This is a genomic window from Microbulbifer regidiadema (SeqCode) (genome assembly GCF_052467605.1).
This window is the reverse complement of the sequence record NZ_CP174316.1, coordinates 4,563,174-4,578,093: the sequence shown is the minus strand read 5'-3', so window position 1 is coordinate 4,578,093 and position 14,920 is coordinate 4,563,174. Positions and strand designations below refer to the sequence as shown.

Genomic DNA, 14,920 nt, shown 5'->3' with positions numbered 1-14,920 from the left:
TGTTTGCGCGCAAAGTGCACCACATAGGCTGCCCAGTCCAGCTCCGAAGGGCTGGATGAGCCTGCTTGGCCTTGTATGGCTGTTCTTGCCCGATAAATTTACAGGGAAAATACCATACTTTCTCCGCCAGTTAACTATCTGATTGGGACTCCACAATGATTCAACTGGCTTGTAGGGCTTATTAACTTAAAACGAGGGCACCCAAACGGAACCATAGTGCCAGCTTGTGGAAGTGTGCTCAGGTAGAGATTGGTGTTTGCAGAAACTACGAGCCACCTAAAAATTGACCGCCACAATAACGCCTAGCGTAGCTGCGCCCGAAGCGTAGTTGTTTTTGGATTAAATGAAGCGGCAGCGTAATGACCCCAAAAACAAACGGGGCTTTGGGTTTCAGGTTGCCGCCACTTGTTAGGCTTTTAAAGTGATTACGGAGTTATTCATCATGGTATTTGTCATAACTTTCTGACCACTCGCGCTCATAGCCTTGTTTTTTAAAGTAGCCGGTAAATATATATAGTGATTTTTCAAGCCAGGCTTGTAAGTCAGAGACTCCATGAATAACTTTGTCTTCACTTTCATCATCAACAACTTGATCGGTCATCTCCCAAAAGAAATAGGCTAAATCTTTGGCCTCTTTCTTACTGCTTAAATTTGAGCCGCCTGAAACTATAGATTTTGCGATATTGCAATCTAATAACTCGGCGTAATACAGCACTAAAGTTTTTGCTGGTTGATTGTATTCGTTAAAGTTCATCATGCGTTAAAAGTCTCTAATGCTAGTGTAGTGTATTAAATAGATTGCTGATATATAATGTGAGCTTAATTTAGCGATTAAGTGAAGACCATGCCAGCTCAAGTTGAAATCAATTTATCACCGGAAGAAAAAAAGCAGTTAGAAAAGAATATAAAAAGTCGAAAAATATCGGTGAGATTGGCTGAGCGGTCAAAGATTATTTTGCTCGCTGCCAAGCAGGTTCCCAACTACCAAATTGCGAAAAAGTTAAGCATTGATGTCAATACGGTGGGCCGATGGCGCAATCGTTTTGCAGAAAAGCGTCTGGCAGGTATAGAGAAGGATTTGCCCAGGGGGGCTAATCATGGCGGTAAGAATTCAGAAGAGCAGGCAAAACTCCGCTCGAAAATTATCAAGATGACGACAGGAAGTAAGCCAAAGGATGGGACACACTGGACAACGCGAGGCATGGCGAAAGTCTTAGGAATTAACCACTCTTTTGTCAGCAGGGTATGGCAGGAAGTGGGCCTTAAGCCTCATCTAACCGAAAAGTTCAAGGTGAGTAACGATCCTGCTTTTGAAGAAAAATTACACGATGTTGTTGGCTTGTATATGTCACCGCCAGAAAATGCTGTTGTCTTTTGTGTGGATGAAAAAAGCTCGATTCAGGCCCTGGATCGGACACAGCCTGGACTACCCATGAAACCGGGGCGGTGTGGCACCATGACCCATGATTATAAACGTCACGGGACAAGCACTCTTTTTGCCGCCCTTAATACGCTGACTGATGAGGTCATAGGTGAGTGTAGAAAGCGCCATCGTCATCAGGAGTTCTTAGGCTTTTTAAAGACCGTAGAAAAGCAAACACCCAAAGAACAGGATCTTCATCTTATCGTCGATAATTACGCGACTCACAAGCATGAAAATGTAAAGCGCTGGCTCAAGAGAAACAAACGAGTTCATCTTCATTTTATTCCGACCAGTTCATCCTGGCTAAATCTGGTGGAAAGATTTTTTGGATTACTCACAGAGAAGCAGTTGCGCCGAGGGGTATTCACCTCAGTCAAGGAGTTGGAAACGGCTATCGTGAAATTTATTGAAACACATAATGAAGCCAAGAAAGCTTTTGTGTGGACGAAATCTGCTGAGGAAATTTTATTGAAAGTGGAGCGTGCACGCCAAGCACTCTCAAATCAGCAATCTATTTAATACAGCGCACTAGTGAATCGATAGCAGCCATTCGTTACCCAAACATCTGGAGCTTGCTAATAAGTTTAGTAATGGTCATTTCTTCAACAGCAACCAAAAAATAGTGCGTATCATCGCCTTTAAAACCAGATTCTGCGAACCGGTTTTGCCATCGAGCAATTTTATGGACACTAAAGGGTAAGCGTTCAGCAATTTCTTCATTCGACAAATCTTCATCGGCAAGCAATATAATTGACAGACGCTCTTTGATTCTCGCTGGTGTCTTACCACTGCGACAGAGGCGTTGAAAATCTTTACGCTCCTCATCTGTGAGGGATATTGTTACGGGGGCGGGCATTGTCTGTATACCAAAAGCAGCAGCTGGACTACTAATTATATTTGAATATATTGTTCGTTATACCACACTAGGTTGCCTGTCAGATGCAGTCATCAAACTCTGTGTTAATGGTACTGCCCTGAATTGTTCAGGCCTTCAGTAGCACGAACTCTACCTACTATGCCTTCTACTGACTTCTACTGGTCGGTCAAAACCGATCTCTCAGTTTTCAGTTATTCCGTTAACAACTTATAGAGCTCCCAGAGTAAGACATTTAATTTTCTTCACGTAGATGCTGGATTTATAAAACGCAGACCAATTGTAGATAGAGAGCTTCATGGTCACGTGCCCACTGGCTCCGCCTACGTCACACCTCATATCCAGTTCTTGTACATCACCCATGAATTTGCGCTGGGCTTCCTCCAGCCAATACCTCACGATATTAACCTTGCCCTTTCGCTAGCCTTCGGCTCCACGAATACCTGGTAAGAGGACTTTCATCTCTCTAGTTAAATCCCATGTCTGGCACACACGCCTTAATAACGGGCAGACAAACCGAAGGGTTGTCTGCCCAGCCGCAGGCGATCGTTGATTAATTTGTTAAGCCTATTTTTGACAACCATTGTTGATAGCTTAGCTCTAGTTCATTTGGCTCACGACAACGAAGGTATGAAATTGCAGCATTCGTACCTTCCTTATTGTAAATTTCCCTCAGTTTAGTTCGGATCTTATTGTAATGCTTTATTTGTGCTTCTATATTTGTTTGCCGCAAAGGTATTCTGTTAAACGGTAAGCGAGCTAGATATCCTTCAAATTCTCCTGCCTTGGCAAATAAAATATCATTGCCTTGATTCTTTTTCCGGAGCCTCATAATTGCTGCCTTAACACTCCATTGTTCTGAACTTTCTCCCTCCACTCGCTTAAGAAATTTAAGCATGTACTTTTCAGGATAAGGTGTTACTAGAGCAATCCATGCTGCCCAGCTTATCGATCTCCAGCAATGACGAACCAGGTCCTCATAAAGATACCTATCCATTGCGCATATTGTTCTATGGGTTTGATATAAAAACTCTAATGGCTCGCATTTAATACCTGGGAAATACTCAATAAATTTTTCATAGGGAGTAATTTCCGATAGTTTAAACGAGAGAAACGACTCACCACCTCTCAATCTTGAGAGAGGCATATACGGTGTGTGAGCCATATAGCAGTGTGAATCCATGTAGTGAGGTGTATACATTAGCACTATGTGGGCTTAACGCCGTGATAAATGGCTTATTTTGATTGTTTTGAATTTGTGCTATTTGAGCACAAATTTGAAGCGATTAAAATAAATCCGATTTCATTACCTTGTTGAACGAAGCCGCTTCGCGGCAGAATAAACGCCTCACAAGCTAAGCTCTTTTCAGTCCAATTCGGACTGAAGATTAAAGGAGCTTATCATGACACCTAAAGAGCAGCGCCGTTTCAACAGCCTTTATCAGCGCCATCTACGCACCCTAAAACTGCAAGGGCTCAGCGAGAGAACTATTGACGCTTACGCGCGAGCTGTGCGGCGCTTGTCTGGGCATTTTAATGCCTGCCCCGATAAAATCTCAACCGATAAACTCGAACAATATTTTTCTGAGCTGGTGGACTCCCACTCTTGAAGTACCGTTAAGGTTGATCGCAATGGCCTACAGTTCTTCTGGAAGCATATCCTCAAGCGCAAGTGGCAGTGGCTGAATATCGTCAAAGCACCCAAAATTCAGTCGTTACCCGATATTCTCACACCACAGGAGATTACGCAACTTATCGGGGCGGCACGTAAACTGCGCTATCGTGTTTTTATTCTCACAACTTATTCCATGGGCTTGCGATTAAGTGAAACACTGGCTCTTGAAGTTGGGGATATTGATGCAGGGCGCAAGCAAGTACATATCCACCGAGGTAAAGGTCATAAGGGTCGCGGTGTCCCACTTCCAAATCTGACCTGCTGCACTCTACGCTCGCTTGCTATTTCCTTGCATTTCCGGCGATATGTCACGGGCACATCGGACCAGGACAACAATGAGCAGCCTATCTGTTAACCTGAGGAGGCTGTAATGCGCCTTGCCTCCGTGATCGAACATTATGAAAGTGCTCTACTGCAAAAGTATGGTGCCCGTCTACTACCTGAGCAGCGCCGAGCCATAGCGGCTATTCGTCACTGCCGTACCAATATGGCTGGTGAAGTACTGTGGCAGTGCGGGGCCTGCTCTTACTCTCTACTGAATCCACGCTCCTGCGGACATCGCAATTGCCCCCAATGTCAGAACCATGAGGCCAGTCAGTGGTTAGATCGACAGAGCCGCAAGCTACTACCGGTAGAATACTTTATGGTGACTTTTACCCTGCCAGCAGAGCTGCGGGCATTAGCCTTGCACCATCAAAAAGTTGTTTATTCACAATTAATGACCACCTCTGCACAAACGTTAAAGAGCTTTTCTCTCAATGACAAAAAGCTCAATGGAGAAATCGGATTAACAAGTGTTCTTCATACTCACACCCGGCGGCTGGACTATCACCTGCATTGCCATATTATCGTTTCCGGGGGAGCAGTAAATCGGGTTAAACGTCAATGGAGAAACTCCAAAGGCAAATATTTGTTCAATGGTGTCGCCCTCGCTAAAGTCTTTCGTGCCCGAATGCTTGAAGCCTTGCAAGCAGCGGGGTTGCAGATCCCCCACTCACCAGAGAAGTGGATTGTACAGTGTCAGTCTGCTGGTAGCGGGCAATCCGCACTTAAGTATCTATCCAAATACCTCTACCGTGGAGTGATTAGTGAGAAGCAAATACTGAATAACAAAAACGGAAAGGTAACCTTCCGCTATATTGAAAGTAAAAGAGGGGAAAGTAAAATCCGGACACTGCCAGGCGCTGATTTTTTGTGGCTGCTACTACAGCATGTACTCCCGAAGGGCTTTCGGCGAGTACGTGATTACGGCTTTCCGCATAGTAATGCCAAACGATTATTGCAGCTTGTACAGCTGACCCTCAAAGTTATTCTTGAAACGCTCAAACCAAGAAGTCGACCGTCAATGTGTTGCCCTAAGTGCAGTGCCCCCATGCAGTTTGTGCAAGTCTTTAGCCCGGGCTGGCTCTCGGACTGATGAGCAATCTCTTAGTAAAATATTGCCACTTACCAACAAGGAGGGAATAAGAGTTCAGTAGAAAACACTACATCCATTGGCACCAGAGAAGCCAAGGCTGGCGATCGTCTTTAAAAAATTGAACGATAAGAAACTCCAAAACATTCCACACTCTCAAAAAGATATTTTCTTATAAAGAGCGAGTCGGGCGCTACGGGCTTGTCCAACAACTGGATAAGATCGCGACTACGCGCGATCTATCCTTATTCGTTATACTCAAATCACATTACAAACAATCTTGAACATACATCTTACTATAAGGACATAAAAATTCAGCAGGTATGACGTAGTTGTTTTTTAAATATTCTTCTAAAGATGGCACATACATTTCATGGTAAGCATCGAAAGCGATATCGTATGTATTAAATTTCTTGCTCACAAATCTATCATACACTTCTTTGAAAAATTCTATTTCAACTTGGGTTGCAAAGCCTGGATTTGGAGATAATGCGCTATAGCCACTTCCTTTCCAAAAAAGAAGTAATGCAGTACCAGCATCACAATATGGGTGGTTTAAAATCGCATAAATGCTTTCTACCCCTTCATCATCCCAAGTATAGTGATCAGCAACCACATGCAACTCCTCTTTACTCTGCAAGCATGCGATAGTGACTATTTCATCGTCAGAAATATTAAATTGATCAGCCATATACCTCACGGCTTCATAATCTTTACCGTGCTTTAAACAAATATTATTCCAAGCTTCCTTACTAGGAATAAAACCACATTCAAAACATATAGATGCGCGTTTTTTCTGCTCTTTAGTTAACCTTTTTGCCATTTATTCCTCCAAACTAGACGTTGGCGTTGGTCTTGCCCACAAAAAGTAGACACTCTAACTATGCGTATTTTCACTCATACTCTGCTGGACTTACATAGCCCAATGCAGAGTGCCTACGAACCCTATTGTAGAAAATCTCAATGTATTCAAACACCTCAGATTTTGCTTGCCCTTCGCTTTCGAATGTTCCGGCATAGACCAGCTCGACTTTTAGCCTGATAAAGAATAATTCCATTGCCGCATTATCCCAACAGTTAGCCTGGCGACTCATACTTTACTTGCACTTGCTTTCGGACAAGAGATCCCGGTATTTCTGCGATAGATATTGCACATCCCTGTCAGAGTGAACTATTAGTCCAGGTTTTATTGGTCGTCACTCTAGGGCCATTTTCAATGCTCGACGTGTCAATTCATCGGTCATCTGCGAGTCAAATGCCCAACCTACAATACGTCGAGAGTACAGATCCATAACTACCGCGAGGTATAGCCACCGCTCCAGAACCCAGATATACGTAATGTCACTGGTCCAGCGGCAATTTGGTTGATCCACATCAAAGCAACGCTTAAGTAAGTTGGCGGAGACGTTAATGCTCCCCTCTACGGGCTGACTATATCGAAAGCCTTTGCCGTTTCTCGCTTTAATATGCTCCTGTTGCATAAGCTTAGCGACGTAGTTCCGCGAGCATGGCTCACCTAACTCTTGAAGCTCGCAAGCAATTCTAAGCGCGCCATAACGACCTTTAAACTCAACAAACGTCTCTCGGATTTTCTCGATTGTTCGTATCTTTCTAATCGTGCGAGCAGATGGCAATCGCCCCCGCCATCGATAATAACCCGATCTTGAGACTTCTAAACACCGACACATCAAGCTAACCGGGAATGACCCTACATGCTCTTGTATCAATGCGTACTTTACTCTAGGTGGTTCGCAAAGTACGCAGCTGTAGGTTCAACCTGTCAAGGCAACACCCTGTTTAATAACCTGCTTTGGTGTCGCAAAGTTCAGTGTTTTTCTTGGCCTGCTATTAAGCTCGTTAGCAACTTGATTTAGTTTCCTCTGAGTATGCTGCGCCAAGCATGTCTTTTTTGGAAAGTACTGACGGATTAAGCTGTTGGTATTTTCATTCGTTCCCCTTTGCCAAGGGCTCTGAGGATCGCAGAAGAAGACAGGAACACCTGTCTTTTCCGTAAATTCAGCGTGCTTCGCCAGCTCCATTCCTCGGTCCCATGTCAGTGATTGGAGAAGCTCTTTTGGCAGTTTTTTAAACCTAGCAACAAGCGCCTGGTTCACAGAAGTCGCATCTTTCCCTTTCAATTTAAGAATGATCGTATACCTCGATTTTCGATCCACAAGCGTGGCGATATGAGTGTTGTTTGAACCTGACACTAAGTCACCCTCCCAATGACCTAAAACACATCGTTCTTGTATCTCCTGAGGACGCTCCCTTATCGATGTACCGTTGACGATGTTGATAGTACCGCGCTCGCCTTTACGTGAATGTTGTTTGCTGTGACGAAGACTGTGAGATCGACGCAAATGCTTTACTAGCTTATGATGAAGTGCTGAACGCTCACGGAAGTACAGTGTTTTATAGATATTCTCTGCTGATATCTGCATTGATTCATCAGCCTGATATGTCTTCCATAACCAACCCGATATTTGCTCTGGAGACCACTTCAACTCTAATTTTTCCAAAACAAGCTTCTTTAGCCTCGGGTTTTGCTCAAGCAAATACGGCTTGGGGCGCCTTGCCATCCGTTTTGCACGGTTGTTTGCATCTACAGCTTTATAGTATCGTCGCCCCCGATTTCTCTGAATCTCACGCGAGATTGTGGATGGATTCCGATTCAAGGAGCGAGCGATTGCTCGAATACTTTGTTTTGCAGAAAGACCTGCACGTATTTCCTCGCGTTCGGCTAATGTGAGGTGTTGAGGAGATGGCTTTCTGGGTATTGGTTTAATTCCGCCAGTATCTCTCAAAACAGTAAAAATGGTTCCTGGCTTAGAATCTATGGCATTGGCAGTTTCACTAAAGCCAATGCCCTTTTTCCAAGCGTTGAAAATCCACTCTTTTTATTCTGCTGTAAATATGCGCTTCATTCAATGATCCCCCGATAGGCCATATTCCTACAGGGGTGTTGCACTGATCAATTGAATCTACAGCTGCGTACTTTGCGAACCACCAAGAGTAAAGTACGCATTGATACAAGAGCATGTAGGGTCATTCCCGGTTAACTTGATGTGTCGGCGTTTAGAAGTCTCAAGATCGGGTTATTATCGATGGCGAGGGCGGTTGACAGCTCAACGCATGATTAGAAAGATACGAACAATCGAGAATATCCGAGAGACGTTTACTGCTTTTAAAGGCCGTTATGGAGCGCCTAGAATCGCTTACGAGCTTCGAGAGTTAGGTGAGCCATGCTCACGGAACTACGTCGCTAAGCTTATGCATCAGGAGCATATTAAAGCGAAAAACGGCAAAGGCTTTCGATATAGCCAGCCCGTAGAGGGGAGCATTAATGTCTCCGCCAATTTACTTAAGCGTTGCTTTGATGTGGATCGACCAAATTGCCGCTGGACAAGTGACATTACGTATATTTGGGTTCTGGAGCGGTGGTTGTACCTCGCGGTAGTTATGGATCTGTACTCTCGACGTATTGTAGGTTGGGCATTCGATTCCCAGATGACCGATGAATTGACACGTTTTGAACGTAGCGGCCCTGAATTTTCATACCTGAAACCCGCAATATGCAGATTTCGGGCGCACTGCCCCTAGACAGCTAGATATTTCCTCCCTATCAATAAGTTGACAAGCCCTGCTAACAGGCACAGCTGTTTAGTATTTTTTACTAACCCTAGATAATGAGTTATATTATATCCGAAAATACATTTAATATAACGGAAGGGGTGCTCGACCTTAGTTCGAGTCTGCGCCTTGATTTTTTCAGCTTTGCGCAGTTCAGTGCGCCCAGGAAGATTTTTCGATATGCTTGGCTTCATTGCTATGTGCCAGTCTAACTCTCGTTCCTTCAGCCCTTCACGTTTCTCCACGCCAATATAGCCAGAATCACCCAAGGCTCTTTTTTCATCTCCATGTAGGGCTCGCTCTACAGTTGTAATATCATGAGCATTTGCTGCTGTCGTATCAACACTGTGCTCTATTCCGGTCACATCATCGATGCCAACACACATCTTCATGCTAAAATACCACTGCCCGCCTTTTTTAGTTTGATGCATTTCTGGATCACGAGCTTTCTCGCAATTTTTAATAGAGTTGGGTGCATTGATATTCTTAACATCTACGATACTACCTTCTTTTAGTAGGACACCAATTCCTTTGAGATGACTGTTAAACTCTTCATAGAATCGACGTCCGAGTTGGTGTTTCTCAAGTAGGTGACGGAAATTTAGAATAGTAGTTTCATTAGGGATGGGCTTTGTAAGCGTCAGGCCGGCAAAATTAGGTATAGCCTCTATCTCAGAAAGAGGGTCTTCCATAGCCGGGCCGCTGAGGTTGTGAAAAATTTGTGTGCAGTGAATGCTCGTCATAACCCTCATTGGATAAGGTCACCTGCCTCGCCCTAGTCTTGGATAGAAGGGTTCTACCTTACTCTCAAGGTGCGCCCATGGAATCAGGTTATCAATTTGCTCAAGAAACTTATCTTTACGAGTTTTGCACGTTTGTTCCGGTATTCAGTTTCGGCAAAGCTGACCTGGTGCATGGTTTGTGTTATTTTTACTTATTATTGTTTACTGATATTTTACGTCATTTCGGCAGGAACTTATTCAGAGATTCCTTAGCACACTTCTGATACTTCCAAGCTGTAATGCGGTGTAGATTGAAATCTGATGCTACATGGGGTTAGATGCTAAGCCTTGTATTCAAACAGATCATGAGCCAAAAAGGGGTTTCGATTGCGAGTCAAAGAGCTGAATTAAAAATCACTGTAGCCAAGCTGTAATGCGGTGTAGATTGAAATCTGATGCTACATGGGGTTAGATGCTAAGCCTTGTATTCAAACAGATCATGAGCCAAAAAGGGATTTCGATTGTGAGTCAAAGAGCTGAATTAAAAATCACTGTAGCCAAGCTGTCAGAGCTCTGAAAGGGCCTCATGAGGTCTATGATCGTGAGTTACTCAGAATCATGGGATACTGATCATGAGAAAAATACCATTTACGTATCTATTCGTATTTTTTATAGCAGCTTGCGCAATTACAGATAGCAATATCAATTTGTATGTGGATTACAAAGCATATAATGCTGTAGTAACTGCATAAAATGTTAAACAAAAGGCCCCCCATGTATGTTACTGACAGTATACTCCACAATATGAACTTTAATCATCCATTAATCAGTGGTGAGCTTATTGTTTTGAGCAGATATATCAGCAACTAAACAGGATACTACCAAAATGTATCTGGAAAGCCTGGGTGTTTAACCGTCGATGGCTTTGATGATAACGAGCAGCCGGTAGTGCTAAATATCAAATATAAACATGAAGATATATGGAGAATTGATTACATACATGTTAATTATCCCGATACAGCAAAGGCTTTCAAGAAAGTTGTCCGCCGCCCTTTACAAAGCTTCTGATCGGTGCCAACAAAACGCTGCACTCGGCTCCGGCGCTATCGCGCCTCTGTGGGTGAGCTTGACGTTATAAGCTCTGTTACTAGCTGTAATTATTCCACGTTATTGTTAGTATAAATTCGATTATTTTATAACTCATACAAGGATGAAGTAAGATGTCACAAGGTAACCGTGCAATACCGAAAAAGAAATATACTATAGGAACAACTAACTATATTTTCAACAGAGTTGGTAAAGGAGGAGTTAACAGTAGTGCAGACATAAGGAGTATCATTTCATTATTAGAAAATAGAAAAAAAGATCCCTACTACCAAGAAAAACTTCATGGATTAAAAATCCCAAACCCCTTCTCCTCAAATATTATTCGGGAGTTAACTCAGTGTATTTCAGACTTTCAAGCCAGCATACAGGGAAGCAAAAAGGTTGATGGGGCAGTTGATCCAGCTGGCTCTACTATTTTATACCTTGGCGGGGTAAGACTTACAGGAAAACATATTATCGTAGATTTAGATCATCAAAATCTTTACGCTTACAATGGAAAAAATAAAATATATGAATTTCATTGTGCCTCTGGTGATAAAGGGCACCCTACGGCAATAAAGCCCTCTTTACACTATATATACAGAAAGCATAAAGAATACAGAAGCCGTAAGTATGATGCACAAATGGATTATGCGATGTTTTTTACAAAAGATGGTAAAGCTATTCATCAATCAAATGCTGTAAGTGTTACCTCCTTTTTAAAATTCTTTGGTGCTGATTCATTAGGATCTCATGGTTGTGTTCGCCTAAGTGAAGATGATGCCAAGAAATTATTTAGTTGGTCACCCATGAATACTCCAGTATTTATTGATATGGCTTAGGAGTTAGGGTTTATGAAAGCACTAATTTATCTAACTCTAGGCGTCCTCTTTGGAGGAAATGTTGGATATTTATATGTAGTCAGCATGTCTGACGATCGCAGTGAAGATATAATAAAAAGAGAAATTACCTTACTTAATAAGTATTCTAATATTCCTTCTTGTGAAGATTTAATAGATACTAAAGGTAGTATTACTCAGAAATCTGAAAATGGTAATCACATATTTTGGTCATACTTAAGCGAGGACAATTTGCTTAAAAAGGCTGTAATTTCATCAGACTTTGTTGTTGCATACGAAGAGGTTGAAAAAAAATGCGAATAACTAGGTCTCACTTATAATAAGCTTTTGAATAAGGACAGATACAGTTGGCTTTTGTTTCTACGTCGCTAATTATAGCCAACTATATTTTGCCTGTTAACAGGGCGTTATAACTAAGACTTACCCGCATTTAGTAGATGCCCTGTGTGGTTAGTTTTAGCCCTAATACGGAAGTGTATTACGGGTAAGAAAAGAACTCAGACTTATATGGAATCTTTCCGCAGAAAAGCCTGGAGTAACAACGGCTTCTGTGGCACGAGAGCTAGGCGTCAACGCACAGTAGATTTACAACTGGCGTTGTCAATTTAATCGACTGCCTGATAAGCAGTTCAATAGTTTAGACGGCGTCGACTATTCCAAATAGGAAAGCGCTGAAGTTCGCAAGCTCAAGAGGGAACTGCATGAAGCTCGTCAGGAGGTTGAGTTTCTAAAAAAGGCAGCTGTAGATTCAATTGATCAGTGCAACACCCCTGTAGGAATATGGCCTATCGGGGGATCATTGAATGAAGCGCATATTTACAGCAGAATAAAAAGAGTGGATTTTCAACGCTTGGAAAAAGGGCATTGGCTTTAGTGAAACTGCCAATGCCATAGATTCTAAGCCAGGAACCATTTTTACTGTTTTGAGAGATACTGGCGGAATTAAACCAATACCCAGAAAGCCATCTCCTCAACACCTCACATTAGCCGAACGCGAGGAAATACGTGCAGGTCTTTCTGCAAAACAAAGTATTCGAGCAATCGCTCGCTCCTTGAATCGGAATCCATCCACAATCTCGCGTGAGATTCAGAGAAATCGGGGGCGACGATACTATAAAGCTGTAGATGCAAACAACCGTGCAAAACGGATGGCAAGGCGCCCCAAGCCGTATTTGCTTGAGCAAAACCCGAGGCTAAAGAAGCTTGTTTTGGAAAAATTAGAGTTGAAGTGGTCTCCAGAGCAAATATCGGGTTGGTTATGGAAGACATATCAGGCTGATGAATCAATGCAGATATCAGCAGAGAATATCTATAAAACACTGTACTTCCGTGAGCGTTCAGCACTTCATCATAAGCTAGTAAAGCATTTGCGTCGATCTCACAGTCTTCGTCACAGCAAACAACATTCACGTAAAGGCGAGCGCGGTACTATCAACATCGTCAACGGTACATCGATAAGGGAGCGTCCTCAGGAGATACAAGAACGATGTGTTTTAGGTCATTGGGAGGGTGACTTAGTGTCAGGTTCAAACAACACTCATATCGCCACGCTTGTGGATCGAAAATCGAGGTATACGATCATTCTTAAATTGAAAGGGAAAGATGCGACTTCTGTGAACCAGGCGCTTGTTGCTAGGTTTAAAAAACTGCCAAAAGAGCTTCTGTTGTGGTCAAGTCCAACCGGACACCTCTTTAAGCACATTTCTCAAATTCGATAGGGGTTACATCCCCCAATGTTGTGTGTATTCTGCATGAGTTGTAATAAGCAATATAGGCTCTCACATCTGCTGTCGCGTCCACCCTTGTTTCATAGAGATTTCCCGTTAGCCACTCTCGCTTCAGGCTGCTAAAAAACCGTTCTGTTGGTGCGTTGTCCCAGCAATTTCCTTTACGGCTCATTGAACATACCATTCCATGCTCCTTCAGCAACGCCTGATAGGTATGGCTGGCATACTGACTGCCTCGATCAGAGTGGTGTAGAAGGCCTTGCGGTGGTGTGCGTAAATTGACGGCCATCATCAGCGCACGACTCGCCAAAGCCGTTTCCATCTGGCGATCTAGGTGCCAACCAACTATCCGGCGTGAATAGAGATCAATTACTACCGCCAAGTACAACCATCCCTGTAGCGTCCAGATGTATGTAATATCCGTAGCCCAAACTTGATTTTTAGCACTCGGCGAAAAATCCCTATTCAGAAGATTCTCTGCAATGGGCAGTTGGTGTTTGCTATCTGTCGTCAACGCAAAACGCTTCTTGCGTTTTACTGCCAAACCTAGCTTTTTCATTAGCTTTCGGGCTCGATAGCGCCCAATTTTAAAGCCTTCTCTGCGTAATAGCTTCATTAGTCGGCGGCTTCCCAAGCTCTGCCGAGATTCTGCAAATAAGGCCTTCAAGCGATGGCATAGTTGCCATGTTTGGCTATCTATTGAGCTATCACTGCGATGGCACCAATCGTAATAGCTGCTCTTTTTTACCTGCATTACTCGGCAAAGCATCCTAACTGGAAAGCTACTTTTCTGCTCTTTGATGAAGCTGTACTTTACTTCATTTCTTTCGCAAAGAAGGCGCTGGCCTTTTTTAGGATTTCCTTCTCCATCCGCAAGCGCTTGTTTTCACGTCGCAACCGATCCAATTCAGCGCGCTCGCCTGCATCCAACCTTACTCCGCTCTCTTCCTGCTTCAGCTCCTTTACCCAGCGTCGCAAGTTATTAGCAGTGGTCCCTACAGCCTCTGCGGCCTTAGAAATCGAATAGCCTTGTTCAGAGACAAGAGCTACAGCGTCTTTCTTGAACTCCGGCTTGAATTGCCGGCGTGTACCTTTTGTTGTCATACGTCACCTCACTTGGTAGTTTTACCATCTTAGCGAAGTGTCCGGAAGTATTAGACCACTACAATGGAGCATTAGCGCCTTCAAAAAGGCTATCAGAAGAAGACCAAGAGGGAACAAATGCTAGCCGAAGTATCTCTTCTAGATGCTCGTCCAAATGGGCCGCAATTATAATCACTACAGCCCTATCTGATTCATCTTGTAGATCGCTCATCATCCCCTGAAATTTTAACTCAAAGCTTATTTCGAAGCTCATACTCTTTCCTTGGAGGTTAACGTTGCCAGCAAGGGCAGCCGAAGCGGAGCGTAGGCTGTCCAGCCTAGCCTCCGGCTGGGCGATCTTGCCTGGCCTGGTTATAGCTGGCGCGCACTGAACGACCTACTTGCTCTCTGCCAGCCAACTTTGGC

Annotated in this window: 15 protein-coding genes and 3 pseudogenes; 8 read left to right on the top strand and 10 right to left on the bottom strand. The window is 43.5% G+C overall.

Features of this window, described 5'->3' with window-relative positions:
* Window positions 1-433: 433 nt before the first annotated feature.
* On the bottom strand, window positions 434-757 hold the full coding sequence (locus ACJJIF_RS20685; protein ID WP_444930144.1) for a hypothetical protein: 324 nt from the start codon (window positions 755-757) through the stop codon (window positions 434-436).
* Between the two features lie 87 nt (window positions 758-844).
* Between ACJJIF_RS20685 and ACJJIF_RS20680 the strand changes: the two genes are divergently transcribed.
* Window positions 845-1,942, top strand: coding sequence for an IS630 family transposase (locus ACJJIF_RS20680; protein WP_444930143.1), 1,098 nt, complete (start codon window positions 845-847; stop codon window positions 1,940-1,942).
* A gap of 34 nt (window positions 1,943-1,976) precedes the next feature.
* Here the strand turns inward: ACJJIF_RS20680 and ACJJIF_RS20675 are convergent, their stop codons facing one another.
* Entirely contained in the window at window positions 1,977-2,279 is a 303-nt protein-coding gene (locus ACJJIF_RS20675) for a helix-turn-helix domain-containing protein (RefSeq protein WP_444930142.1), read from the bottom strand.
* 571 nt (window positions 2,280-2,850) lie between these two features.
* Entirely contained in the window at window positions 2,851-3,462 is a 612-nt protein-coding gene (locus ACJJIF_RS20670) for a hypothetical protein (protein WP_444930141.1), read from the bottom strand.
* A gap of 238 nt (window positions 3,463-3,700) precedes the next feature.
* Between ACJJIF_RS20670 and ACJJIF_RS20665 the strand changes: the two genes are divergently transcribed.
* Genes ACJJIF_RS20665 through ACJJIF_RS20655 form a run of 3 tightly spaced genes read left to right on the top strand, consistent with a single transcriptional unit; the run spans window position 3,701 to window position 5,389 of the window.
* The gene (locus tag ACJJIF_RS20665; RefSeq protein WP_444930140.1) at window positions 3,701-3,907 is read left to right on the top strand and encodes a phage integrase N-terminal SAM-like domain-containing protein; all 207 of its coding nucleotides are present in this window, start codon (window positions 3,701-3,703) and stop codon (window positions 3,905-3,907) included.
* 48 nt (window positions 3,908-3,955) lie between these two features.
* Complete coding sequence (locus ACJJIF_RS20660; protein WP_444932392.1) at window positions 3,956-4,327, top strand: tyrosine-type recombinase/integrase; 372 nt, start codon at window positions 3,956-3,958, stop codon at window positions 4,325-4,327.
* Window positions 4,328-4,342: 15 nt separating this feature from the next.
* Window positions 4,343-5,389, top strand: a complete 1,047-nt coding sequence (locus ACJJIF_RS20655) for an IS91 family transposase (protein ID WP_444930139.1) — start codon at window positions 4,343-4,345, stop codon at window positions 5,387-5,389.
* A gap of 265 nt (window positions 5,390-5,654) precedes the next feature.
* Here the strand turns inward: ACJJIF_RS20655 and ACJJIF_RS20650 are convergent, their stop codons facing one another.
* The 4 genes and pseudogenes from ACJJIF_RS20650 to ACJJIF_RS20635 all read right to left on the bottom strand — a co-directional run bounded on the left by ACJJIF_RS20650 (window position 5,655) and on the right by ACJJIF_RS20635 (window position 8,274).
* A complete protein-coding gene (locus tag ACJJIF_RS20650) occupies window positions 5,655-6,209 on the bottom strand; it encodes a DUF4274 domain-containing protein (RefSeq protein ID WP_444930138.1) in 555 nt (184 codons plus the stop codon).
* Between the two features lie 70 nt (window positions 6,210-6,279).
* Complete coding sequence (locus tag ACJJIF_RS20645) at window positions 6,280-6,480, bottom strand: IS3 family transposase (protein WP_444930137.1); 201 nt, start codon at window positions 6,478-6,480, stop codon at window positions 6,280-6,282.
* A 102-nt stretch (window positions 6,481-6,582) separates the two neighbouring features.
* Window positions 6,583-7,134 (bottom strand): annotated as a pseudogene (locus tag ACJJIF_RS20640) (IS3 family transposase); the annotation flags it as partial.
* 24 nt (window positions 7,135-7,158) lie between these two features.
* Complete coding sequence (locus ACJJIF_RS20635) at window positions 7,159-8,274, bottom strand: IS30 family transposase (RefSeq protein WP_444932391.1); 1,116 nt, start codon at window positions 8,272-8,274, stop codon at window positions 7,159-7,161.
* Between the two features lie 91 nt (window positions 8,275-8,365).
* Here ACJJIF_RS20635 and ACJJIF_RS20630 point away from each other — a divergent pair, with 91 nt between their 5' ends.
* The gene (locus tag ACJJIF_RS20630; protein WP_444932390.1) at window positions 8,366-8,986 is read left to right on the top strand and encodes an IS3 family transposase; all 621 of its coding nucleotides are present in this window, start codon (window positions 8,366-8,368) and stop codon (window positions 8,984-8,986) included.
* Here the strand turns inward: ACJJIF_RS20630 and ACJJIF_RS20625 are convergent.
* A pseudogene (locus ACJJIF_RS20625) lies at window positions 8,983-9,932 on the bottom strand (IS5 family transposase). The gene ACJJIF_RS20630 and the pseudogene ACJJIF_RS20625 overlap by 4 nt on opposite strands.
* Window positions 9,933-10,958: 1,026 nt before the next feature.
* Here ACJJIF_RS20625 and ACJJIF_RS20620 point away from each other — a divergent pair.
* From ACJJIF_RS20620 to ACJJIF_RS20610, 3 genes and pseudogenes are all read left to right on the top strand, one after another.
* Window positions 10,959-11,666, top strand: a complete 708-nt coding sequence (locus ACJJIF_RS20620) for a L,D-transpeptidase (protein WP_444930136.1) — start codon at window positions 10,959-10,961, stop codon at window positions 11,664-11,666.
* 12 nt (window positions 11,667-11,678) lie between these two features.
* Window positions 11,679-11,987 carry a hypothetical protein gene (locus ACJJIF_RS20615; RefSeq protein WP_444930135.1) on the top strand — a complete coding sequence of 103 codons (309 nt, stop codon included), beginning with the start codon at window positions 11,679-11,681 and terminating at the stop codon, window positions 11,985-11,987.
* Between the two features lie 536 nt (window positions 11,988-12,523).
* Window positions 12,524-13,345, top strand: a pseudogene (locus tag ACJJIF_RS20610) (IS30 family transposase); the annotation flags it as partial.
* Window positions 13,346-13,376: 31 nt separating this feature from the next.
* Here the strand turns inward: ACJJIF_RS20610 and ACJJIF_RS20605 are convergent.
* Both ACJJIF_RS20605 and ACJJIF_RS20600 read right to left on the bottom strand, forming a co-directional pair.
* Window positions 13,377-14,515 (bottom strand): IS3 family transposase gene (locus tag ACJJIF_RS20605; protein WP_444930134.1). Its coding sequence is split into 2 segments (ribosomal slippage): window positions 13,377-14,266 and window positions 14,266-14,515, totalling 1,140 coding nucleotides; the frame shifts between segments, so codons are not numbered across the junction.
* A 58-nt stretch (window positions 14,516-14,573) separates the two neighbouring features.
* On the bottom strand, window positions 14,574-14,768 hold the full coding sequence (locus ACJJIF_RS20600) for a hypothetical protein (RefSeq protein WP_444930133.1): 195 nt from the start codon (window positions 14,766-14,768) through the stop codon (window positions 14,574-14,576).
* Between the last annotated feature and the right edge of the window lie 152 nt (window positions 14,769-14,920).